Here is a 23,864-nt window from a genome sequence, read left to right as displayed (position 1 = left end):
CAAAAGCGATATGTTTACCATCGAACAACTGCAAGCTTTCATTGCTACATCAGAAACCGGATCATTTTCAGGCGCGGCAAGAAAACTGGGGCGAGCTCAATCCGTAGTCAGCCAACACATCATAAATATGGAGGTCGACTGTGGTGTTGATCTATTTGATCGCTCTGGTCGATATCCGAAATTAACCGAGAGTGGCCTCGCGCTCATACCTTATGCACAAGCGGCAATCAGCCAACTAGACCGATTGAACAACAGAGCATCACAGCTTTTTTCAACACCAACTAATAAATTGGTTTTAGCCATTGATGAAGGGATTCCTCTGACTCGCTTGCCCGACGTGCTAAAAAATTTAGAGCAATGCTTTCCACATTTGCAAGTTGAATGCTTAACAGCTTCAAGTCCGGATATCATTGAATTAGTCAAATCGGAGCGCGCCACTACTGGGATTATTTTGAGTGACTTACAAATGCCAAGACATATCGATTTCACTAATCTTGGTAACATTGCGTTCGATGTCTATGTCTCTTCAACACACGCTCTGGCACAACAACGCGTCACTCACATTGATCAACTCAAACAACATCGTCAACTGGTCATACGCTCCAAAAACGCAGAGCCATGTGGTCTCAATCAAGCATTCAGCCCGGATATCTGGTACGCTGATAACTACTATATTTTGTTGGAATTAGCGAATAAAGGGTTTGGTTGGTGCTTTCTTCCAGAGCATTTAGTCGCGTATTCACCGAACACACTGACAAGAGTTGGGGATGATTTCACAAAGCTGGCTTGGCAAGTCAATGTTGACCTTATTCAACATCAGAAATGGCATTCAGATCCCCTCCATCAACAAGCCAAAGCAGAGCTGCTCAATCTATTCGAGCAGACATAAATAAGTAAGTAGGAAGACCCAAATGGCAAATACATTGATCGTAGGTGCAGGCTGGCTCGGAACTCCGCTAGCAGAAACTTTGATGAAAGACGGACACCACGTTGTCGTTACTCGTCGTAACCAAGCTCGGTTAAACGAGTTACCCGCTTCATTAACTCACTCCGCATTATTCGATTTTAATCAACTTAACGCGGCGAAACGGCTAGATGAGTTGGTTAAGCAACATCAAATTACTCACGTTGTCGGTGCTTTTCCCCCTGGTTTTCGTAAAGGACGCGGACAAGAATACGCCCAACAATGGCAAATGCTCGCAAACGCAGCAAAGCAAAACAACGTTGAAAAGCTCGTTATGATTAGCTCTACAACGGTGTATCCCAACCTAGCTTCTGATATGGAAGAAGCAGATGCGTCACTCTCTTTAGCAGCCGACAGCCCTTATTTCTCTGACAATGCACGTATTATGCTGCAAGCCGAGCAGCATGTTATCGATTCTAATATTAGCTTCGTCATTATGCGTTGTAGCGGGCTAATTGGGCCAGATAGGCACCCTTCTCGCTTTGCAATGAGACTAAAACAAGTCAGTCGTAAAGCGCCTGCTAATATGCTTCATCAAGATGATGCGGTATCGGCGGTCAAATTTGCTTTAGATAATTTAAGTAACCAAGTCATTAACGTGACCACACCGCATACCGTCAGCAAGGCGGAGTTCTACCAAGCCGCTATAAATAAGAGCGAAAGTGAGATACCTCTTCCCCCAGTCACAGAACAAACGGATAAGCGCATTCTCGCAGACAAACTACTCTCACTTGGCTATCAATTTCATTTCAACTCAACTTTGGACGCGCTATGAAACTCTATCGACACATAGAAACACTTTGGGATTACATGCAACTCAAACATGAGCTGAAACCCGCAGACTGTTTGTTTGTGATGTGCAGTAACGATGTGCGTGTTGCAGAGCATGCAGCAAATCTGTACCACCAAAAGTTAGCGCCTTTGATTGTATTTTCAGGGGGAGAAGGTCGTTTTACCGATGGACTGTTTGAAAAAAGCGAAGCGGAAACTTTTGCCGAAATTGCCAAGATGTCAGGCGTTCCCAGTGAAGCAATTTTGCTCGAAACTGAATCCACCAACAGTGGAGAAAACGTTCGCTTTACTGAGCAACGATTGAAAGAGGAAGGAAAAAATTGCTCATCGTTTATTCTGGTGCAAAAACCATTTATGGAACGCAGAGCTATAGCGACATTTGAAAAACAGTGGCAGTCACCCTACTCCCAGCTCCAAGTAAGCTCTACGGCTCATCCGTTTTTTGAGTATATTAATGAAGACATGCCATTAATGATGGTGCTAGAAGCACTAATGGAAGATTTCTCTCGTGTAAAAAGCTATCCAGAGAAAGGATTTCAAACCGAGCAGAACATCCCTCAGCAAGTCGAATCGTCTTACCAGGTTTTGCTAGAGAGATTTGGTTTTGACTTAGTCTAAGCCCTTTCTAGCAGACAACAAAAAGCCACCGATTACGGTGGCTTTTCTGTATTAATACGGATTATTTACCGAGTGCTTCTTTGTAATGCTGACGGCACACGGAGACATATTTGTCGTTACCGCCGATCGCAACTTGATCGCCCTCTTTAATCGCCACGCCATGTTCATCGGTACGAATAACCATATTCGCTTTGCGACCGCAGTGGCAGATCGTTTTGAGCTCAACCAACTTGTCTGCCCAAGATAACAAGTACTTACTGCCTTCAAAAAGTTCGCCTAGAAAATCGGTGCGAAGGCCGTAACACAATACTGGAATATGTAGTTTATCAACAACTTCAGTAAGTTGGTAAACCTGCTCTTTCGACAAGAACTGACACTCATCAACAAGAATACAGTGACGTTTCTCAACCTCATTCAGAGCTGCGATCTCTTGATATAAATTGGTATCCTGACGAAACAAGTGTGCGTCAGATTGAAGACCAATACGAGAGCTCACTTTACCGACACCAAAGCGATCATCTAGTGCCGCCGTAAAAATAACTGGCGTCATGCCGCGTTCTTGATAGTTGAAAGAGGATTGAAGAAGCGTTGTTGATTTACCCGCATTCATTGCTGAGTAATAGAAATACATCTGAGCCACAGAGCATTACCTAAAGTTAAAGTTTTAATTTATGGAAATGGAAAATAAAAGGGCTGAATTATCAGCCCTTTAAAATTGAAAATTCAATTACTTACGACGCCACGTTGTGCCTTCTGGACCATCTTCCAGAACAATGCCCATTTCGGTTAGCTTATCACGAGCCATATCTGCATTCGCCCAATCTTTCGCAGCGCGAGAGTCGTTACGCAGCTTGATAAGAGCTTCGATTTCAGCCACTTCATCATCGTTACCTGCATCACCTTTTAGGAAGGCTTCTGGATCTTGGTGAAGAATACCGATCACATCTGCTAGTTCACGCATTAGCGCACCTAGCTCGCTCGCTTTCTCTAGGTTTTCTGTTTTCAGACGGTTAACTTCGCGCGCCATGTCGAACAGAACTGAGTACGCTTCTGGCGTATTGAAGTCATCGTTCATCGCTGCTGTAAAGCGAGATACATACTCTTCACCACCAGCAGGAGCAGCATTTAGATCCAAACCACGTAGAGAAGTGTATAGACGCTCAAGCGAAGCGCGTGCTTGGTTTAGGTTCTCTTCGCTGTAGTTTAACTGGCTACGGTAGTGACCAGACATAAGGAAGTAACGAACCGTTTCTGCATCGTAGTGACCAAGTACGTCACGGATAGTAAAGAAGTTGCCTAGAGACTTAGACATCTTCTCGCGATCTACCATCACCATGCCACTGTGCATCCAAGTATTTACGTACTTAGTGTCGTGTGCACAGCATGATTGCGCGATTTCGTTTTCGTGGTGTGGGAACTGAAGATCAGAGCCGCCACCGTGAATATCAAAGTGATCGCCTAGGATTGAAGAGTTCATAGCAGAACATTCAATGTGCCAGCCTGGACGACCAGGGCCCCATGGTGATTCCCACGTAGGTTCACCTGGTTTAGACATCTTCCAAAGTACAAAGTCTAGTGGGCTGCGTTTGGCTGTTTCGACATCAACGCGCGCGCCCGCTTGCAGCTGATCCAAATCTTGTTTAGACAGTTTGCCGTATTCGTCAAACTTGCGAACCTCAAACATTACATCGCCATTATCCGCAACGTAAGCAAAACCACGTTCAATCAGTTTTTGAACAAGTTCGATGATTTCTGGAATAAACTGGGTTGCACGAGGCTCAATATCTGGGCGCTTCATGTTTAATGCGTCGAAGTCTGCGTGCATTTCACCGATCAAGCGCTCGGTCAATGAGTCACAAGACTCGCCATTTTCAGCCGCACGTTTAATGATCTTATCATCAATGTCTGTGATGTTGCGTACAAACGTTAGATCGTAACCTAGGTAACGAAGGTAACGTGATACCACGTCAAAGGAGACAAAAGTGCGACCGTGACCGATGTGACAGAGATCGTAGATGGTAACTCCACAGACATACATGCCGACTTTGCCAGCTGTAATTGGTTTGAATTCCTCTTTCTGTCTTGTGAGTGTGTTATATATCTTTAACATGATCTCTATCTATGATTGTGAATGAATAAAAGAAGGTCGAGTATATCAACTCCGACCTGGTTAGGTAATAGCAATTAACCGATAAAACGATAATCGGCTAAACTTCAAGCACAAAACGAAGAATTTCCTCTTCCTGAGTTTTTAATGCACTAGAACTTAGGCTAGAATCTCGGGCTCAACACAACACAGTAAAGGAAAGTAGCATGATCACCCTTCACACTAATTTTGGTGACATCAAGATTCAACTAAACGAAGAGAAAGCGCCAGAGACTAGCGCAAACTTCCTTCAGTACTGCCGCGATGGCTTTTACGACAACACTCTTTTCCACCGTGTTATTGACGGTTTCATGATCCAAGGTGGTGGCATGGAACCTGGTCTACGTGAAAAAGCATCACGTGCACCTATCAAGAACGAAGCAAACAACGGCCTAAGCAACAAAGTGGGTACACTTGCTATGGCGCGTACTATGGAGCCGCATTCAGCAAGCTCTCAGTTCTTTATCAACGTAAACAACAACACATTCCTAGATTTCCGTAGCGAAAGCCTAGATGGTTGGGGTTACTGTGTATTCGGTGAAGTTGTAGAAGGCATGGACATCGTAAATAAGATCAAAGGCGTTAGCACTGGTTCTTACGGCATGCACCAAGACGTACCTCTAGAGGACGTAGTAATCACTGGTACAACAATTGAAGAATAATTCGTAAGAATTATTTCTAAGAGATAAGTTAATGGGGAGGCATCGCTTCCCCTTATTTCTATGACAACATTATTTATTTCCGATCTTCACCTCACCCCATCGCGTCCGGATATTACGGAATGTTTTGTGACGTTCATGCGAACAGAAGCAACGAAAGCCGATGCACTTTATGTATTAGGCGATCTGTTCGAGTTTTGGGTTGGCGACGATGACAAAACTCCTTTTGCCAATCAAATCCGTACAGAGTTCCAGCAACTAACAAAGACTGGCGTTCCTGTTTATTTCATTCAGGGCAATCGCGACTTCCTATTGGGAAAACGCTTCTGTAAAGAGACAGGCATTACATTATTGGATGAAGTTAGCCTCATAGACCTTTATGGTACTAAAGCAGTTATTCTCCACGGTGACACCCTGTGTACTGACGACATTGATTATCAAAAATTCCGTAAGACTGTTCATCAACCTTGGTTGCAATGGCTGTTTAATCACATTCCTTGGTTTATTAAGAAGAAAATTGTCTCAAAAGTTCAATCCGATATTCGTGATGATAAAATGAGCAAGCCTTTAGATATCATGGACGTCAATCAAAATGAAGTCGAGAAAGTGATGTCTCAGAATTGCGTCAACTTAATGATTCATGGTCACACTCATCGCCCGAATACACATTTTTTTGACGTCGATGGCGTTAAAAAGACCCGGATAGTTTTAGGGGATTGGTATACGCAAGGCTCAGTTTTACAAGTAAATTCTGATGGCTTTGACCTACAAACGAGACCATTCATACAGAATTTGCGTTAAGCATGTAGAGCGTGTAGAAGATTCACGCTCAAGTCGTAGATATTTTGTAAAAAATCGCTATTATCATAATACTAAGTTAAACAGAACGAAGTACCTAATTGAAGTATTCTTACGTAGCTCGCCAACCGATTCTGGATAGAGAAAAACGAACCATAGGTTACGAACTTCTCTTTCGAGACGGTCCTAAAAATACCTTCCCTGAAGTAGAACCAGAGCTGGCTACTAGTCGACTGCTATCCGATCATTTTTTGTCGACGCATTACAACACATTAGGGAACAAACTTGGCTTTGTTAACTTTCCGCATCAAAGCTTGGTGAATCTGGTCCCAACTCTGTTTCCCAAAGAGTCTCTCGTCATTGAAGTCCTTGAAGATTGTGAACCGACAGAGGAGCTGCTAGAAGCCATCAAGCACCTGCATGAGTGCGGATACAAAATTGCTTTAGATGATTTTGTGCCGACGAAGGCTTGGAAACGTTTTCTTCCATATGTTTCCATGATCAAGTTTGACATTCGACTCGTACCGATCAAGAAAGCCGCTATTTTTATTCAGGCATTAAGCCCATTTAAAATCGACTTTCTTGCTGAAAAAGTTGAGACCTACGAAGAGTTTGAGCAAGCTTTAGAAGCCGGTTTTAACTACTTTCAAGGGTATTTTTTTAGCAAGCCTGAGATGATCCAGAAAAAACGGTTGAACCCCGCGTTTCTTACCGTCATCCAGCTTTGTAAAGAGATTGCAGATAAGCCCATCGACTTCAATGAGGTTGAACGTCTGTTTTCAATTGATGTGACGCTGTCATACAAGTTGCTTACTTACGTAAATTCAGGATATACATTAACGACTAAGATCAAATCGTTCAGACAGGCGCTTATTTATCTGGGTGAAGAGCGACTACGACGCTTTATTTCCTTAGTTGCAATTGCGTCCGTTCAAGAAGATAAACCTGACTCTCTTTACTCTTTAGCGATTCAGCGTGCACGAATGTGTGAACTGTTACTTAGTCAAATGAACACTAGGTATGACCCTGGGCAGGCTTTTTTGACAGGCATGTTTTCTTTACTCGGATCTTTGCTCGATCAACCGCTCTCGGATGTCATTGAAGATATCCCCGTTGACGAAGATATAAAACTCGCATTAACCAGTCGAAAAGGCGTACTTGGTCACTTACTTTCGATGACAATCGCCTATGAACAAGCGGACTGGGAGTTAGCCGAGCGATATTGCACCGTTCTTAAATTAACCGAACCTCAATTAGCGGACGCTTTTAATCAATCGACGGAATGGGCTCAAGAACTGCTGTCTCAAACGCCCTAAATCGCTATAATGCCTCACCTCCAGCCTCGCAATTGTGGGGTTGTTTGTTTTTACCGCTTAATTAATCGAGATTTCATTTTATGGCTTCTTCTTGCCCTTGCGGATCTAACCGCACCTACCAACAGTGTTGTGAAATTGCCCACAATAACCATGCTTACGTTACCACTCCGGAGCAGTTAATGCGCTCTCGTTACAGTGCGCATGTGTTAGGTCTAGTAGATTACGTGGTGAACACGTACCACCCAAGCTGTAATGCAGAAGAACAACGAGAAGGCATTGCCCAATCTATCGACAGCGATTGGTGCAAACTTGAAGTATTAAAAACAGAAGCTGGCAGTAATGACAATGAAGGCTTTGTCGAGTTTAGCGCTTATTTTGATGAAGACGGCAAACGCTACTGTATGACAGAACGTTCTCGCTTCGTAAAAGAAAATGGGCTTTGGTACTACATTGACGGCACATTTCCTGAAGAAGAGCCAGAAGAAGAACCAGAACAGGATCCACGATTGAGCCAGCCAGTGAGTAGCCTAAAGCTAGGTCGTAACGATCCGTGTATCTGCGGAAGCGGTAAGAAGTTTAAGAAGTGTTGTGGGTAAAGGCATCCACGCCTAGCTTATTGAGTTCGCTTTAATGAGATTCCTGACCTCACCTAAGCTCGTCGGAATAACGTGAATATATGTACCTGTTTGAAGTAAATAACTCTACTGCAAGCACCATTAGAAAATATACCGTCATTCTGAACGGCGAGGAACGAGTGTGATTCAGAATCTAATCGCTACTAGCACTGTTGCCGGTTTTTACCCCGAATCAAGAACACTAAATTAAAAAAGCCCCTAGGCTCGAGAGCATAGGGGCTTTCACTTATCTATAGCAAGCTTACTTATGACGCTCTTTCAGTTTGTTCACTACGTCATTCATCGATAAGCCTTGGTCTTGAAGCAATACCATTAAGTGATAAATCAAATCTGCTGATTCACACACTAACTCCGCCTTATCGCCCGACGTCGCCGCAAGCGCGACTTCAACGCCTTCTTCGCCCACTTTTTGCGAAATACGCTTGGTGCCACGGGCATAAAGACTGGCAGTATAAGAGGAATCTGGGTCGGCACTCTTGCGGGCAGCCAATAGCTGCTCAAGTTGATGAAGCCACACCATTTGTGACTCCTCTTGAGGGTCCACATCCCAGCAAGTTGTATTACCCAAGTGGCACGTAGGACCAATGGGATTCACCTTAACCAGTAGCGTATCGTTGTCGCAATCTAGCTGCATGTTCACCAATTGCAATACATTACCGGAAGTCTCACCTTTCGTCCAAAGACGCTGTTTAGTTCGAGAGAAAAACGTCACTTGACCCGTTTCGCCCGTTTTTGCCAACGCATCTTGGTTCATGTAACCCATCATCAGCACTTGGCTTGATTGGAAATCTTGTACGATGGCAGGTACCAGACCATCCACCTTTTCCCAGTTGATTCGCTCAGCTAGCGAACTTACTTCGGCGGCTTTCACACTCATAGTCGTACCTCAATGCCTTGTTGTTTCAAATACTGCTTTAGTTCACCAATATTGATGACTTGCTTGTGGAATACCGATGCGGCAAGCGCGCCATCCACATTTGCTTTTTGGTAGGCTTCTGCGAAGTGCTCCATGGCACCTGCACCACCCGATGCAATCAATGGCACGTTACACACTTCACGCACCATATTAAGTTGTTCAATATCGTAGCCGTTACGTACGCCGTCTTGGTTCATCATGTTCAGTACGATTTCACCAGCGCCGCGTTTTTGTACTTCTTGCACCCAATCACGCGTTTCCCATTGAGTTGCTTTGGTGCGTTCTTCATCGCCAGTAAACTGGTAAACCTGATACTTGCCGGTCTCTTTGTCGTAGTATGAATCGATACCAACGACGATACATTGCACACCAAACTTATCAGCAAGGTCAGTAATCAATTGCGGGTTCGCCAAGGCAGGTGAGTTGATAGACACTTTGTCTGCACCAAACTCAAGAATGCGCGCCGCGTCTTCCGCTGATTTAATACCACCAGCCACACAGAAAGGAATATCAATCACTTCAGCAACGCGAGCGACCCAACTTTTATCGACGACACGACCATCACTTGAAGCAGTAATATCGTAGAACACAAGCTCGTCTGCGCCCTCTTCCGCATAACGCTGTGCCAGAGGAACGATGTCGCCAATGATCTCGTGATTACGGAACTGAACGCCCTTTACCACTTGTCCATCACGGACATCAAGACATGGAATTATTCGCTTTGCCAGCATGCAAATGCCTCCTCTGCTGTGAACTTACCATCTAACAATGCACGACCAACAATCACGCCAGCAACACCGCTGCCTTTTAGTGCTTCGATATCCGCTAATGAACCGATGCCACCTGAAGATTGGAACTGCACTTGTGGGTATTGTTTACATAAGTCGATGTAAAGCTCTACGTTTGAGCCTTCTAGCGTACCGTCACGAGAAATGTCCGTGCAAAGCACATGCTGTAGACCTACCGTTAGGTAATCGTTGATCAGAGCTTCGATAGTCACGCCTGAATCTTCTTGCCAACCAGAGATCGCCACTTTACGTGTGCCGTCTTGATCGATGTTGATGTCTAACGCGAGAACGATTTTCTCAGCGCCGTATTTTTCCATCCAACCTTTCACAAGCTCTGGTTGTTTTACTGCTGTAGAACCAACCACAACACGTTGAGCACCGGCTTCTAACAGATCAATCACGTCTTGCTCTGTACGCACTCCACCACCGATTTGGATGTTCGCTGGCGTGCTTGCGAGTAGTTTTGCAATCAAATCAAGTTGGCGCGCTGTTGTGTCTTTCGCACCTGTCAAATCCACTAAGTGTAGCCAGTTAGCACCTGCTTGGTGGTACAAATTAAACTGCTCTGCTGGATCGACTTTGTACTCGGTTACTTGGCCGTAATCACCTTGATAAAGGCGAACCACCTGTCCTTCAATTAAATCAAGAGCTGGAATAATCACACTAAATCCCTTTTATAATTCTAAGAAGTTTTGAATAAGCTTCGCGCCCGCTTTTGAAGAACGCTCTGGGTGGAATTGCACACCATAATAGTTACCGCTTTGAACCGCAGCAGTGAATGGATTTCCGTAATCACATTCGGCAATGGTGTAGTCTCCAACTGGCATCGCAAAGCTGTGCACAAAATAGAAGTACTCACCCTCTTCAATACCTTTGAATAACGGATTGCCTGCTTTTGCAGAAACGGTATTCCACCCCATGTGAGGCAGTGGCAAATCGCCGGTTTGAAGCAGCTTCACTTCGCCATCGCAAAGTCCAAGACACTCAACTAACTCGTCGGCTTTCTGCCCTTTTTCTTGAGACACTTTGCCCAGCAGTTGCATGCCTAAACAGATACCTAGCAGTGGCTTTTCTACCTGTTTTACTAAGCTGATAAGGTCACGTTCTTCTAGGTTCTTCATCGCTTCACTAGCGGTTCCCACGCCCGGTAGAAATAGCTTGTCAGCCGCCAATACAACTTGTGGATCTTTTGAAATCGTTACGTCATAACCTAGGCGTTCAATAGCAAACTTCACCGAAGAGACGTTGGCACAGCCAGTATCGATAATGACAACTTTCTGTTCTGTCACTGTTTTTCTCCTTGCTAAGGTTAGCCTTAAAGTACGCCTTTACTACTCGGTAGCTCAGTGCCTTCTACTTTGATTGCTTGGCGCAGAGTACGACCAAACGCTTTAAATAGGCTCTCAATGATGTGGTGATCATTGTTGCCCGCAGAAGACAGGTGCAGTGTACACGCTAGTGTGTCAGTTAAAGAACGGAAGAAGTGAACCACCATCTCTGTTGAAAGGTCCCCCACTTGCTCGCGACTAAACTGCGCGTCGAACTTAAGGTAAGGACGACCAGATAGATCTAGTGCACATTGTGCCAAGCACTCATCCATAGGCAGGCTAAAACCAAAGCGACCAATACCACGCTTGTCACCCAGTGCTTCTTTCAATGCTTGACCCAAAGCAAGAGCGGTATCTTCGACCGTGTGGTGATCATCAATGTGTAGATCACCTTCTACTTTGCACACCATTTGGAATCCACCGTGAGTGGCAATTTGATCCAGCATGTGGTCAAAGAAACCAAGACCTGTTGAGATATCATTGCCACCTTGCTCATCCAGATTAACCGCAACTTTGATATCGGTTTCTTTAGTAGTACGAATCACTTCAGCAATACGAGCTTTCACCGTCAGATCTTTCAGGATCTGTTTCCAACCCATGGTTTCTGGGTTGTATTGAATACCGCGAATCGCCATGTTTTCTGCAAGTTGAAGATCGGTTTGACGATCGCCAATCACAACAGAGTTTTTAAAATCAACTTTGCCACCTTGAAGGTACTCTTTCACCATGCCTAGCTTAGGCTTACGGCAAGAGCAGTTATCTTCTTCAAAGTGAGGACAAATCAACACGTCATCGAACTTCACACCTTGAGACTCGAAGATCTCCATCATCATGTTGTGCGGTGCATCAAAATCAGCTTGTGGGTAGCTGTCAGTACCCAAACCATCTTGGTTAGTGACCATCACTAGACGGTATCCTGCATCCTGCAACGACAACAGGCTTGGGATAACAAATGGCTCTAGTTTTAGCTTATCTAAACGGTCTACTTGAAAATCAATCGGCGGCTCAACAATTAAGGTGCCATCTCGGTCGATAAATAGGATTTTTTGTTGCTTGCTCACTCGAACTTCCTTATTACTAATCTTGTTTCGTTCTCGGCATAAACCGAGAACGTTGAGAATTCTATTTATGAATAGTAGTTTCTAATGAAACCCAGTGTCTTTTCACACTCGTCGCGGTTACCAACACTGATACGCACACAGTTTTCAATTGGCGAGTTACGCAAAATAATGCCCGTATCCCAAGCCGCTTTGAAAAGGTCATCGCCATCTGGGAATTTCACCAATAGGTAGTTTCCCCACCCTTCAAACACTTCCAAGCCCGGAATCATTGAAAGGCCAACTTGCAAGTAAGCACGGTTTGCATTCAAATCGAGAACTTGAAACTTCGCTCGCGCTAAACCAGCTTCCGAAAGTGCCTGAGTCGCAATTTCTGCCACTGGAACTGGGACTGGGTAAGGTGCGATAACTTTAAGAAGTACATTAATCAGCTCTTCGTTCGCAAGCGTAAATCCACAACGCAGACCTGCAAGCGCAAAAGCTTTCGACAGAGTACGCAGAATCGCAAGATTCGGGTATTGCGCCAGTAAATCTACCGTTGACGCTTCTGGACAAAAATCGATGTATGCTTCATCCATCACCACGATTGCTCGGTCTTTTGTCATCTCAAGCAGAGACACAATGTCCTCACGCTTAACCAAGTTACCTGTTGGGTTGTTTGGCGAACATACAAAAACCAGTTTCACGTTATCCAGATTAGCTTCGATGCCTGCAAGATCGAGTTGCCAATCTGAGGTTAGCGGCACGGTTTTGCGCTCAACACCAATGGTTTCAGCGCTGATGGCGTACATACCGTAAGTTGGTGGGCAGTAAAGAATCGCATCTTCACCCGGCTCACAGAATGCACGAATTAACAACTCAATACCTTCGTCTGCGCCACGAGAAGTCAGTGTTTGTTCTGGTTTAACACCCGCATACGCTGCGTAAGCGGAAATCAGTTCTTTCGGTTGGCATTCGCTGTAACGATTAAGACGAGCAAAGTCTGTTTTGTATTCATTGTTAAATGGTGATTCGTTGGCATTTAGCCATACGTCACCCGTACCACCGATTCGGCGAGCCGACATATAAGGGGTAAGCTGTTGGACTTGTTTACGCGCTAGCTTTTCCATCTCATTACTCTCTTATTCTTACTTACTTGCTAATTTTTCTACGCGGATAGTAACAGCACGTTTGTGAGCGTCCAAACCTTCTGCTTCAGCCATGGTGACAACCGTTGGCGCAAGATTTTTAAGACCGTCAGCTGAAAGCTCTTGAACCGTCATTCGTTTAGAAAAATCAGCCAAACCTAAGCTTGAATATGTCCGTGTGTAACCGTAAGTAGGAAGAACGTGGTTAGTGCCCGATGCGTAATCACCTGCAGATTCAGGCGACCAATCACCAAGGAAGATCGAACCTGCGTTGTCTAATAGAGGCAGAAGCTCGCGTGGGTTCTTAGTCTGAACAATTAAGTGCTCAGGGCCATAATAATTAGAAATAGAGATAGCTTGGGTGATCGATTCAGCAATAATGATTAAACTCGATGCGAGCGCTTTTTCTGCAATCTCTGAACGAGACAACTCTTTCAATTGACGACGAACGGCATCTGTCACCTGATCTGCAATAATGGCTGATGGCGTCACAAGTACAACTTGAGAGTCAGGTCCATGCTCTGCCTGACTTAGAAGGTCCGCCGCAATAAAATCTGGGTCCGCTGTTTCATCCGCAATCACAAGAACTTCCGAAGGACCCGCTGGCATATCAATCGCTGCGCCACGGAAATCATTGCTCACCTGACGCTTTGCTTCCGTCACGTAAGCGTTACCCGGGCCAAAAATCTTATCAACTTTTGATACGGTCTCTGTACCATATGCCATTGCAGCAACAGCTTGACCACCACCGACGTTGTACACTTCATCAATGCCACACAATTTTGCTACATAAAGGATCTCGTCAGCGATTGGAGGCGGAGAGCAAAGCACAACTTTACGACAGCCAGCAATTTTCGCAGGCACGCCCAGCATCAAAACCGTCGATGGCAATGGCGCGCTACCACCAGGAATGTACAAACCCACTTTTTGAATTGGACGTGTTACCTGTTCACAAAGCACACCCGGTTGAGTTTCGACTTTAATTGGCTGTGGCTTTTGCGCTTTGTGGAATTTAGAAATATTGGCATAAGCTTGCTCTAATGCGTTTTTCATTGATTCAGACAAGCGCTCTGAAGCGGCTTTAATTTCCTGAGAAGAAACACGAATGGACTCAGGTTTAACGCGATCAAACTTTTCTGTCAGCTCGTTGAGAGCAGAGTCGCCTTCATTTCTAACTTTAGCGATAACCTCAGACACTGCTGCAGTGATATTTGCACCTTCTGCAATAGCAGGACGTTCTAAGATCGAATCTTGCTGCTCTTCACTTAAAGATTGCCAAACGACTGTTCTCATGATGTTTACTCCATCATTTTTTCAATTGGTAGCACTAGGATTGAGCTAGCACCTAACTCTTTTAGCTGTTCCATGGTTTCCCAGAACAGGTTTTCAGAACTCACTAAGTGAACAGCCATTTTCTGCTTATCTGCAGAAAGAGGAAGAACCGTAGGATCCTCAGCACCAGGAAGTAGTGCTTTGATTTGATCGAGCTTTTCAGCTGGCGCGTGAAGCATGATGTACTTAGACTCTTTCGCTTGTTGTACGCCTTGCATGCGAGTCAGTAGTTTTTCAATCAGTGCTGTTTTGTCTGCATCAAACTCACCGATACGTTGAATCAGCGTCGCTTTAGATTTAAAGATCACTTCCGCTTCTTTTAAGCCATTCGCTTCTAACGTTGCGCCAGTCGATACCAAATCAGCAATAGCGTCAGCTAGACCTGCGCGAGGTGCAACTTCTACAGAGCCAGTTAGCATACATGTGGAGAATGGAACGCCTGCTTCATCCATGTAAGCTTTTAGGAGTTGAGGGTAAGTTGTGGCAATACGCTTACCAGCTAAGTCTTGTGGACCGTTGTACTCTTCATCCTTGTCGATAGCGATAGACAAGCGACAACCGCCAAAATCCAGTCGACGAAGTTGAACAAACTCACATGGCTCACCCAAAGCTTTGCGATCAAGACGAACTTCTTCTAGTTCGTTTTCTCCGATGAAACCAAGGTCAACCACGCCATCCATGATCAAGCCAGGGATGTCATCGTCACGAACCAAAAGCAAATCAATTGGCATGTTCTCCGAGTGAACCACTAAACGCTCACCCATTACATTAAATTTTACGCCGCACTGTTTTAGCAGAGCTTGGCTCTCTTTGCTAAGGCGACCTTTTTTCTGAATTGCGATTCTTAAGCGTTGTGTTTGCATTGCTTTTTCCCTGTGCAAGATTTTGATATCTAAGTAATTTTTGAATTAATAAAACTAAAAAACCCTCGAGAGATTGGAGTCTCCCGAGGGTTTAAAATCTGCTTTTACTTTGATTTCACCTCCGGGAGTTTCCTGCCTCCCGGGTATGCGTGCATCGCCCGAAAGACTAGATTGGGTGATGATGGTGATGAATGTTCATTACAAAATTACGCATACTTATTTAAGGCTCTATTGAGTTGCTTCGTTAGTAACCACACTAACCAAGGATTCTATATTTTTCAATACTGAATTTAGCATTTTCTAACTATTTTTTATAATTACTTGATTTTAAAGGATTTAAATTTAATTTCAGTTGAGTATATGGGTAGAAATTAGGTTTCTATTCAACCCTATTCTTAAAGAAAAAGAAGAATAGTATGAATTTTCATCAAAACAACTATTTAGATCTCACCGCCCTTAGTAATTGACATCATTCTCAATAAAGAGACATCCACTCACGTTTGAGACGACTCATTCAAAACTATTATTTGAGTGGGGCAAAAAATAGTGATTAACCATGAAACTGCGTAACGGTAGTAACAAACAAGCTGTGGATTTCAGCGATACAACACTATACCCATTAATCGGCAATAGTGCATGTATCCAAGAACTTCGCACGGCAATCCAAAAGTACGCTCAATGTGATGCTGAAGTACTCATTCAGGGTGAAACAGGGGTGGGCAAAGGTCTCTGTGCTCGTCTTATTCATCAGTTGTCGAACAGACACTCGGCACCTTTTGTTGAAGTTAACTGCGGCGCAATTCCAAGTGGTCTTATTGCGTCCGAACTTTTCGGTCACGAAAAAGGAGCATTTACAGGAGCGATTTCAGATCGTATCGGTTTTATTCAAAAAGCGCATAAAGGTACCCTATTCCTAGATGAGATTGGTGATATGCCGCCGGATCTACAAATCCACCTTCTGCACTTTTTAGAAAGTAAGCAAATCCATAAAGTCGGCGCTGATAAATTCATTGACGTGGACTGTAGAGTCATTGCTGCGAGCCACGTGGATTTGAAAAATGAGGTTGTACAAGGCGGATTCCGTGAAGATTTATTCTATCGGCTTAATATCTTGCCATTAACTATTCCTCCACTGAGAAAGCGTGGGAAAGATATCCTTATGTTATCAGAACACTTCTTGACCGATTTGTCTCATGGTCAGGTACAAAAAATGTCGGATAAAGTGAAAGCCAAGCTCCTCAAGCATCGTTGGCCAGGTAACGTAAGAGAACTGCGAAATGTAATCCAACGAGCGATTGTCATGTGTGAAGATCACACGCTTCTCGTCGCTGACTTGGGCCTTGATAATAATGAAAGACAATTACTTCCTTCAGTGGACCAAATTGATCTTGACTACCTACTGCAAGCTATCGAAGAAAATAAGCACAATATGAGTGCGGCTGCACGTCATCTTGGTATTTCAAGAACAACGCTTTATCGTCTAATAAAGAAATACAACTTAAATGTTTAGTTGCTGTACAGGTGTAACGTGACACTGTGTAACAGACAACTCATCATATATCATTTACTTAGCCCCTCATCATAAACCTCTTGATATTGCCGCCTTTAAAATCAACAACTTAAACTAGGCATAGTCTTTGCTTAGAGCTAAGAAGAAGTCGGTTGATAGATTTTCTATCACAGCACAGAAAGGAGTGCTCAGAACACAAATAGCTCGCTTTTAACACGAAACGATTATCCCCAAAAACGCGATTGCCCCCCTCACCTAAATCGCGTTAAAAAAAAGCTCCGCTAAATTTAGCGGAGCTTCCTCTTTATTAAAAACACTGAGCTGTACTAGACATTTTGACACGATGCCATTTTAGACTTCGACAACCAAGAAAGTGCTCCACATACAATAATAAATGTGATTGATGCAGCGATGAATGAGAATGCAATTGACGCAGTCATCCCCAAAGTAATGAAGCCAACACAGGAAACTAGCGCCACGGACAATGCATAAGGCAACTGGGTCGATACGTGATCAATATGATTACAACGTGCACCAGTCGACGACAGAATAGTGGTATCGGAGATAGGTGAACAATGGTCACCAAAAACGGCACCGGCTAAAACTGCACTTAGCATTGGGAGCATTAGCGCAAGATCGGTTGCACCAGCCATATCACCCGCGATTGGAAGCATAATGCCGAACGTCCCCCAAGAAGTACCGGTTGAAAATGCCATTAGACCAGACAACAAGAATAGGATAACCGGTAGCCAATGTGGATTGATATTGCCCTGCGCCATTGTAGAAAGGTAAGAACCCGTCTTCATGTCACCGATAACCGAACCGATAGTCCAAGCAAATACTAGGATTAGAATCGCGCCAAACATAGACTTAGCACCAATCCAAAGTGTGCGTGCAATTTCACCCATTGGAAGACCTTGCTTCACAACAGTAAACAGTGCAACTGCTAAGCCAAGCAAGCTACCGTAGATTAGTGATGTACCTACATCTGTATTTTCAAACGCACCTAGAAGCGCAAACTCTTTGCCGTCAGCAACCAATGCTTGGCCACCCGTGTAAAGCATAGAAGCGATAGTCGCAATAATCAGCGTCACGATAGGAAGTACCAAGTCTGACACTTTACCCTTTTCGCTTTCACGGATATCTAGCTCTTCGTTTAGATCATGCGCTTCTTGCGAGTCGTTTTCTTTGTCTTTATCAAAGCCGCGGCCTTGAGATGCAGAGATTTCATGCTCACGCATCTTACCGATATCGAGGCCAAACCACGCCACAGCAAACACCATAAGCAGTGCAAAAACTGCGTAGAAGTTCATTGGAATAAGACGAACGTACGCGCCAAGAGCCGAATACTCAGTGATCCCATGTGAGACTAAAATACCGCCGATAATCGTAATAATGTAAGCACCCCAGCTAGAAGCAGGCATGATCACACACATTGGTGCAGCAGTTGAGTCTAGAATGTACGCAAGCTTCGCGCGAGACACATAAAAACGATCGGTTACTGGACGAGAAATGGCACCAACAGCAAGACTGTTAAAGTAATCGTCGACAAAAATGAATACGCCTAAAAAGGCAGCAAGAAGTTTGGAGCCGCGTTTACTCTTTACTCGAGATTGTGCCCATTCGGCAAATGCACGAGTACCACCAGATAGCGTTAATAACGCAGTTGTCATACCTAATAAGATTAGGAAACCAACAATGCTCATGTTCCAAGTGTTAATTCCGCCATCTTCAATAAAGACAGAAGAAACTTGAGAACTCACGTAACTAACGGTATCACCGATAGACCAGCTATTAAGTAGAACCGCACCCAGCACGATACCTACACCTAAGGAAACTAATACACGTCGAGTCAGAATCGCCAAAGTCAAAGCGACAATAGGTGGCAATAATGAAACAGGAGAACTAGAAAAATCTATTAAATTCATGATCTTCAAAAACCAAAGTTTGGCTAGAGATCTACTGCAGACAAGTCACGTAGCATACGATACGTGCTCATGTTGAACTTAGCGACAGGGAAGCGAACACTCCACCCAACCCTACAGTAGCGCTCCATAGTTTAATGTGAATATATACTATGGCAGTGTTGTTCCTTTCAGATACAACCCCAGCAAGTAACTTTGATGAGTTACTTACTTCGGCAATCTTCGCCTTCCACTATTATTCATTGGCATCACCCCAATAATAGCTACTCTTCGAGACCGCGCCTCTACGGCAACAACAAACAATTAACCACTAACTGTACAAATTAACAACAAATTGTCTGCAATATTGCATCAGGTAGCAGCCATTGTACTTATGATGAGAGTCAATGCAACACATCAAACTAAATTAAACAAATAAATAATGACTGAGATAATTTATAAACCTTGTCTACTTCAAGTTAGTTTTGTGCAACTGAAATCACATCAATTTTGTTATTTATGAAACATTATTACTACCTTAAAAATATCATGGTTTATCTTGTATCAATAAATTAAGGATATATGACACTCCATCAAAGATGGACGCTTCATATTTTTAAGTAATAACTCAACTTTTTTTATAAAAACCAAGCTGGCTCTATCTCTATACAATAACGAGTGTTGATTTCAATTCTCATCTAATAAGATTTATTTCGAGTGTAATAATATTTATTGCTTTAAAAAAATAGCTAAATTTAAACAAAATCTTGATTTAGTATTTGCACATAAGGAAAAGATAAAGTTAAATATAAGGACTCTTTGTTTATTTATAGATTGGCATTATTTAATCGTAACGATAAAAAGTGCCCAACACATTAACCTTTTAATAGGAATCGTTATGTCAGAGCTGACTAAAACCCTTCTAAATATCCGTAGCCTTCGTGCATTTTCTCGTGAGCTGACTCTAGAACAATTGGAAGAAGCTCTAGATAAACTAACTACTGTCGTAGAAGAGCGTCGTGAAGCAGAAGAAGCAGAACGTGCAGCACAAGCTGAGCAAGAAGCTAAGCTAGCAGAGATCGCAGAGAAAATTGCTCAAGACGGTATTGACGTAGAAGCGCTTATTACTGCGCTATCTGGCGAAACTAAGACGAAAGGCAAAGCGAAGCGTGCACCTCGTCCAGCTAAATACAAATACACAGACTCAAACGGTAATGAGAAGACTTGGACAGGCCAAGGTCGTACACCTTCTGCAATTCAAGAGCAACTTGATGCAGGTAAATCTCTGGATGATTTCCTGATCTAAATCCGCGCTATTTTTTAAAAGGCTCCCAATGGGAGCCTTTTTTATTTGGTTCATTACAAATAAAAAAAGGCGCATTAAAAAATGCGCCTTTTACTTTAGTTATAGAATAGTTAATTAAACTACTGTGTATTAACGTTCCCAGTATGCTTCTTCTAGGCTATCTTCTCGCTCAGGAAGCCCACGTGACAAACGTGGAGAATGTTGCACGAGAACTTCGTAGCTCGCACGGTTTGCGTATTTACATACTTGAGAAAAAGAAGAGTAAGTTAAATATTCGTTACTGTGCTTGCTTGAATTAGGCACATTTTCTTTATGGTATTTGTTTGCCGCCATATCATGAAGAACAGCAGATAACGCAGCATCACCTGCACCATTGGTATTCTTGATTTTTTCTGGACCACCCATATATGGCGAGATATGTGAGTACACTTTTATTGGTGTTTCACATGTATCTTTTTTCGCCGGACGACTAAATTCATAGCGATTAAATTCAGCGATTGACCCCGGAAGTAATGGCAAAGAAGTTTCGCGCTTCGCGCTGTCTTCCGTATAACCCGCCATAAATAGGCCTACAGGCCCCGAGGTGCACAATACTAGATCTGCCCACTCCAGTGTTTTATCAGATGCAGCAAGTGGGTCTGACTCACCCGTCAGAGCTTCTGCTTCATCTTCATTCATCGCAACGACTGAAACGTTATCTCGAATGAATTCTTGCCAATATTTCGGGTCATCTTGAATAACGAACTTCGTCCCAAGAGTCAGAACAACGGGCACATCATTCTTTTTCGCGTACTCAATCGCTTTCATTGTTGCTTCAGGCATTGGGTCGCCTTCTTTACAACGTACTAAATATGACGTTAGTACAAGCGCCGATGCATTTTTAAAGATTTTTTCTGGAATGCTATCAGGATGCAGTTGGTTCATTTGCCCTTCACTGATCGCAAAAGTACGTTCACCATCTTCTGTAATAAGAGCGAAACAACGACCGATAGCGCCATCAACACCTTGTAGGTAGTTCAAGTCCATGCGGCTTGATGTATTACAAAGGTAACGGTAGCCATAGCTGCCAATTTTGATATCCTGGCTCATCACTCCAAGCAGCGTAGAGCGATCATCTGCTAGCACAGAGTAATTGTGTAGCGTGTTACCAATTGTGCCACCCGCATACTCATTGGTAATTAAGTTCTCTTCTTTAAGTTGCTGGTACAACTCTTCTGCTCTTTCGTCATCAATAACCAAAGAGTGACCTTTACTCAGACCGTACTTTTCAATCACATCCGTTGTAACTTTAGCTTCAATATCAACCAAAGTTTGGTCAATACCAATGATGTGAGTGCGCGTCATCTTCTTGCTTTCTTGTGCTTGGCTCACCAGCGGGTCACGAGCATGAACAGGAAAATAGTGCTTCGATTTGCGTTGTCCAGGAAATTTCATATTGTCAGTCTGAGTAAGGGGATGAAAAGGAGAACGGATTCTATACCGCTAATAATAAAGCGGCAATAAAAGCAATTATAGCAAACGTTTGCTAGCCACTTTTTTCTTCTAGACTCCTTATTCACCTTCCATAAAACTTAGATCTGGCAGTTGCTCAAGGTGCTCGCAGTAACGCTTTAGGTTGAACTCACCTTCATTTTTCATCACATCGAAAATTTCAATCGACATGGCACATGCCATCATTGCAACCGCTTCTTCTCTAGGTGTCCCTGTCATCATTAAGCGCATTAGCGTCTCTTTAACTTTTAATGGATTGCCGTCCTCAAGTTGGTTTTCAACAATTTCAATCAACTCGGCTTCTTGCATAAACTGGTTTTCTTCGGTCATTTGGACTTTCCTCTTGGATTTTTGCCAACTATGCCATATATACCTCTTCTATACTTGCGAAATTGCCCGTTCGAATTTCTGTTGAAGAAAAATGCAGCGAAACGAATTGTGATTTCGATCTCGGATCTGTCACCGGTCTGTGGATTCTGATAGAATCTGCATCCCGTTTATTTAAGTGGTGTTTAGTAATGTCTGATAACAGCCAAAAGAAAGTCATCGTCGGTATGTCCGGCGGCGTTGATTCATCTGTTTCTGCGTATCTTCTCAAGCAACAAGGCTACCAAGTAGAAGGCCTGTTCATGAAGAACTGGGAAGAAGATGACAACGAAGAATATTGTACAGCAGCAGAAGATCTTGCTGATGCTCAGGCAGTATGTGACAAGCTAGGCATTCATCTACACACCATCAACTTTGCTGCCGAATACTGGGATAACGTATTTGAGTACTTCCTTGCTGAATACAAAGCGGGTCGTACACCGAACCCTGACATTCTTTGTAACAAAGAAATCAAGTTCAAAGCATTCCTAGAATTCGCTGATGAAGTGCTTGATGCTGACTACATTGCAATGGGTCACTACGTACGTCGCTCTTTCCCGGATAACGGTGAGAAACCAGCGATGTTGCGTGGCCTAGATGGCAACAAAGACCAGAGCTACTTTCTATATACACTAAGCCACGAACAAATTGGCCGTAGCCTCTTCCCTGTTGGTGATTTAGAGAAACCTGAAGTACGCCGTATTGCGGAAGAGCAAGGTTTAGTAACAGCGAAGAAGAAAGACTCGACAGGTATTTGTTTCATCGGTGAGCGTAAATTTACCGACTTCCTAGGTCGTTACCTTCCTGCTCAGCCTGGTAATATCGAAACGCCAGAAGGCGAAGTGATCGGTCAACACCAAGGTTTGATGTACCACACACTAGGTCAGCGTAAAGGTCTACACATCGGTGGCCGTAAAGGCGGCGGTGGTAATGAAGAGCCGTGGTTTGTTGGTGAAAAAGACCTAGAGCGTAACGTGCTAATCGCAGTCCAAGGTAAAGACCACCCGATGCTAAAATCAGAAGGTCTACTTGCGTCACAACTTCACTGGGTAGATCGTGAGCCAATTCGCGATGTTATGAAGTGCACAGTGAAAACTCGTTACCGTCAGGAAGATATTCCTTGTACAATCATCCCGATCGATGATGAAAACATTAAAGTGATCTTTGATGAACCACAAATTGCAGTGACGCCTGGTCAATCAGCAGTGTTTTATAAAGATGACGTATGTCTAGGTGGCGGCATCATCGAGCAACGCATTAAATATTCTCAAGCTTAGGAGTCGTTACGTGGCGAATACACTTTATGACCGTACTATCGCTTTCGCTGGTATTTGCCAAGCTGTCGCTTTGGTTCAACAAGTTGCGAGAAACGGGCATTGTGATCAAGATGCTTTTGAAACATCAATCAACGCTATTTTGAACACAAACCCTGCTAACACCGTTGGCGTATTCGGTCGCGAAGCCGATCTAAAGCTCGGTCTGGAGTGTCTGGTTAAAGGGATTGATAGCACCCCATCAGGCAGTGAGATCACTCGTTACATCATTAGCTTAATGGCACTAGAACGTAAGTTAAGCGCTCGCAACGATGCCATGTCCCAGCTTGGTGACCGTATCCAAATGGCAAAACGTCAGTCAGAGCATTTTGAACTGCTCGATGATCAAATGATCAGCAATTTAGCGAGCATCTACTTGGATGTTGTTAGCCCTATTGGACCACGCATTCAAGTAACAGGCACGCCTTCTGTACTGCAACAAACGGCCAGCCAACACAAAGTCCGTGCTCTACTGCTATCTGGCATTCGTAGTGCTGTTCTGTGGCGCCAAGTAGGCGGTAAACGTCGTCATCTAATTTTTGGCCGAAAGAAAATGGTCGAACAGGCTCAAATCCTGTTAGCCAGAATGTAGAATACTCTGCTAGCTCGCGTTTATCGCGAGCTACTTTTTTTC

General features: G+C 43.8%; 24 protein-coding genes, 1 riboswitch and 1 other annotated feature. Of the genes, 11 read left to right on the top strand and 13 right to left on the bottom strand.

The features are described from left to right. Positions 1–10: 10 nt before the first annotated feature. From J8Z23_RS05705 to J8Z23_RS05695, 3 genes are read left to right on the top strand one after another with little or no spacing between them, the layout of a single operon-like run. Positions 11–889 carry a LysR family transcriptional regulator gene (locus J8Z23_RS05705; RefSeq protein WP_104971509.1) on the top strand — a complete coding sequence of 293 codons (879 nt, stop codon included), beginning with the start codon at positions 11–13 and terminating at the stop codon, positions 887–889. Positions 890–911: 22 nt separating this feature from the next. Further along, on the top strand, positions 912–1,739 hold the full coding sequence (locus J8Z23_RS05700; protein WP_139059745.1) for an NAD-dependent epimerase/dehydratase family protein: 828 nt from the start codon (positions 912–914) through the stop codon (positions 1,737–1,739). Continuing rightward, a complete protein-coding gene (locus J8Z23_RS05695; protein ID WP_005390904.1) occupies positions 1,736–2,374 on the top strand; it encodes a YdcF family protein in 639 nt (212 codons plus the stop codon). Before J8Z23_RS05700 ends, J8Z23_RS05695 begins: the two co-directional genes overlap by 4 nt. Before the next feature lie 61 nt (positions 2,375–2,435). Here the strand turns inward: J8Z23_RS05695 and J8Z23_RS05690 are convergent, their stop codons facing one another. Next, on the bottom strand, positions 2,436–3,014 hold the full coding sequence (locus tag J8Z23_RS05690; protein ID WP_005378154.1) for a thymidine kinase: 579 nt from the start codon (positions 3,012–3,014) through the stop codon (positions 2,436–2,438). Between the two features lie 87 nt (positions 3,015–3,101). Further along, positions 3,102–4,484 (bottom strand): cysteine--tRNA ligase, encoded by a 1,383-nt coding sequence (gene cysS / locus J8Z23_RS05685; RefSeq protein WP_005390902.1) that lies wholly within the window; start codon positions 4,482–4,484, stop codon positions 3,102–3,104. Positions 4,485–4,687: 203 nt separating this feature from the next. On the opposite strand from cysS, the gene J8Z23_RS05680 reads away from it, so the two are divergent. The 4 genes from J8Z23_RS05680 (at position 4,688) to J8Z23_RS05665 (ending at position 7,889) form a co-directional block, all read left to right on the top strand. Next, positions 4,688–5,182, top strand: a complete 495-nt coding sequence (locus J8Z23_RS05680; RefSeq protein ID WP_005390900.1) for a peptidylprolyl isomerase — start codon at positions 4,688–4,690, stop codon at positions 5,180–5,182. Positions 5,183–5,242: 60 nt separating this feature from the next. Then, positions 5,243–5,980, top strand: a complete 738-nt coding sequence (gene lpxH, locus J8Z23_RS05675; protein WP_006743038.1) for a UDP-2,3-diacylglucosamine diphosphatase — start codon at positions 5,243–5,245, stop codon at positions 5,978–5,980. A gap of 98 nt (positions 5,981–6,078) precedes the next feature. Further along, the gene (locus J8Z23_RS05670; RefSeq protein WP_005378158.1) at positions 6,079–7,293 is read left to right on the top strand and encodes an EAL and HDOD domain-containing protein; all 1,215 of its coding nucleotides are present in this window, start codon (positions 6,079–6,081) and stop codon (positions 7,291–7,293) included. Positions 7,294–7,373: 80 nt separating this feature from the next. Then, positions 7,374–7,889 (top strand): YchJ family protein, encoded by a 516-nt coding sequence (locus tag J8Z23_RS05665; protein WP_213966527.1) that lies wholly within the window; start codon positions 7,374–7,376, stop codon positions 7,887–7,889. Between the two features lie 280 nt (positions 7,890–8,169). Here the strand turns inward: J8Z23_RS05665 and hisIE are convergent, their stop codons facing one another. The 8 genes from hisIE to hisG form a co-directional block, all read right to left on the bottom strand. After that, on the bottom strand, positions 8,170–8,805 hold the full coding sequence (gene hisIE, locus J8Z23_RS05660; RefSeq protein WP_005533681.1) for a bifunctional phosphoribosyl-AMP cyclohydrolase/phosphoribosyl-ATP diphosphatase HisIE: 636 nt from the start codon (positions 8,803–8,805) through the stop codon (positions 8,170–8,172). Next, the gene (gene hisF / locus J8Z23_RS05655; RefSeq protein WP_004749837.1) at positions 8,802–9,575 is read right to left on the bottom strand and encodes an imidazole glycerol phosphate synthase subunit HisF; all 774 of its coding nucleotides are present in this window, start codon (positions 9,573–9,575) and stop codon (positions 8,802–8,804) included. Before hisF ends, hisIE begins: the two co-directional genes overlap by 4 nt. Further along, on the bottom strand, positions 9,557–10,294 hold the full coding sequence (gene hisA / locus J8Z23_RS05650; RefSeq protein ID WP_025766876.1) for a 1-(5-phosphoribosyl)-5-[(5-phosphoribosylamino)methylideneamino]imidazole-4-carboxamide isomerase: 738 nt from the start codon (positions 10,292–10,294) through the stop codon (positions 9,557–9,559). The genes hisF and hisA overlap by 19 nt, the downstream gene beginning before the upstream one ends. 12 nt (positions 10,295–10,306) lie before the next feature. Further along, entirely contained in the window at positions 10,307–10,921 is a 615-nt protein-coding gene (gene hisH / locus J8Z23_RS05645; protein ID WP_047008596.1) for an imidazole glycerol phosphate synthase subunit HisH, read from the bottom strand. A 26-nt stretch (positions 10,922–10,947) separates the two neighbouring features. Continuing rightward, on the bottom strand, positions 10,948–12,021 hold the full coding sequence (gene hisB, locus J8Z23_RS05640; protein ID WP_104971507.1) for a bifunctional histidinol-phosphatase/imidazoleglycerol-phosphate dehydratase HisB: 1,074 nt from the start codon (positions 12,019–12,021) through the stop codon (positions 10,948–10,950). 65 nt (positions 12,022–12,086) lie between these two features. Further along, positions 12,087–13,127: a histidinol-phosphate transaminase gene (gene hisC / locus J8Z23_RS05635; protein WP_262593101.1), complete on the bottom strand. Its 1,041-nt coding sequence runs from the start codon at positions 13,125–13,127 to the stop codon at positions 12,087–12,089. Between the two features lie 18 nt (positions 13,128–13,145). Continuing rightward, positions 13,146–14,438 carry a histidinol dehydrogenase gene (hisD, locus tag J8Z23_RS05630; protein ID WP_005390871.1) on the bottom strand — a complete coding sequence of 431 codons (1,293 nt, stop codon included), beginning with the start codon at positions 14,436–14,438 and terminating at the stop codon, positions 13,146–13,148. 5 nt (positions 14,439–14,443) lie between these two features. After that, entirely contained in the window at positions 14,444–15,340 is an 897-nt protein-coding gene (hisG, locus tag J8Z23_RS05625; protein WP_005390869.1) for an ATP phosphoribosyltransferase, read from the bottom strand. 53 nt (positions 15,341–15,393) lie between these two features. Next, positions 15,394–15,531, bottom strand: a sequence feature (His leader region). Positions 15,532–15,896: 365 nt separating this feature from the next. Here hisG and J8Z23_RS05620 point away from each other — a divergent pair. Next, complete coding sequence (locus J8Z23_RS05620; RefSeq protein WP_005390867.1) at positions 15,897–16,850, top strand: sigma-54 interaction domain-containing protein; 954 nt, start codon at positions 15,897–15,899, stop codon at positions 16,848–16,850. A 326-nt stretch (positions 16,851–17,176) separates the two neighbouring features. Here J8Z23_RS05620 and tet(35) read toward each other — a convergent pair whose 3' ends face one another. Then, positions 17,177–18,778, bottom strand: a complete 1,602-nt coding sequence (gene tet(35), locus J8Z23_RS05615; protein ID WP_046874775.1) for a tetracycline efflux Na+/H+ antiporter family transporter Tet(35) — start codon at positions 18,776–18,778, stop codon at positions 17,177–17,179. 109 nt (positions 18,779–18,887) lie between these two features. Then, a riboswitch (Lysine riboswitch) is annotated at positions 18,888–19,070 on the bottom strand. Between the two features lie 582 nt (positions 19,071–19,652). Between tet(35) and J8Z23_RS05610 the strand changes: the two genes are divergently transcribed. Then, positions 19,653–20,060 carry an H-NS family histone-like protein gene (locus tag J8Z23_RS05610; protein WP_005390863.1) on the top strand — a complete coding sequence of 136 codons (408 nt, stop codon included), beginning with the start codon at positions 19,653–19,655 and terminating at the stop codon, positions 20,058–20,060. A gap of 129 nt (positions 20,061–20,189) precedes the next feature. On the opposite strand, the gene J8Z23_RS05605 is transcribed toward J8Z23_RS05610, so the two are convergent. Together J8Z23_RS05605 and J8Z23_RS05600 are read right to left on the bottom strand one after the other, a co-directional pair. Continuing rightward, positions 20,190–21,494, bottom strand: coding sequence for an inosine/guanosine kinase (locus J8Z23_RS05605; RefSeq protein ID WP_434635209.1), 1,305 nt, complete (start codon positions 21,492–21,494; stop codon positions 20,190–20,192). A gap of 117 nt (positions 21,495–21,611) precedes the next feature. Further along, complete coding sequence (locus J8Z23_RS05600; protein ID WP_005390859.1) at positions 21,612–21,881, bottom strand: hypothetical protein; 270 nt, start codon at positions 21,879–21,881, stop codon at positions 21,612–21,614. 188 nt (positions 21,882–22,069) lie between these two features. Between J8Z23_RS05600 and mnmA the strand changes: the two genes are divergently transcribed. Both mnmA and hflD read left to right on the top strand, forming a co-directional pair. Next, positions 22,070–23,194 (top strand): tRNA 2-thiouridine(34) synthase MnmA, encoded by a 1,125-nt coding sequence (gene mnmA / locus J8Z23_RS05595; protein WP_005390857.1) that lies wholly within the window; start codon positions 22,070–22,072, stop codon positions 23,192–23,194. A 10-nt stretch (positions 23,195–23,204) separates the two neighbouring features. Then, positions 23,205–23,822 (top strand): high frequency lysogenization protein HflD, encoded by a 618-nt coding sequence (gene hflD, locus J8Z23_RS05590; RefSeq protein ID WP_046874772.1) that lies wholly within the window; start codon positions 23,205–23,207, stop codon positions 23,820–23,822. The last annotated feature ends 42 nt before the right edge of the window (positions 23,823–23,864 follow it).

This window comes from Vibrio sp. SCSIO 43086 (genome assembly GCF_051132235.1).
GTDB classification, from domain to species: Bacteria; Pseudomonadota; Gammaproteobacteria; order Enterobacterales; family Vibrionaceae; genus Vibrio; species Vibrio diabolicus.
The sequence above is the reverse complement of the archived record's forward strand: the minus strand, read 5'-3'. Positions and strand labels throughout refer to the sequence as shown.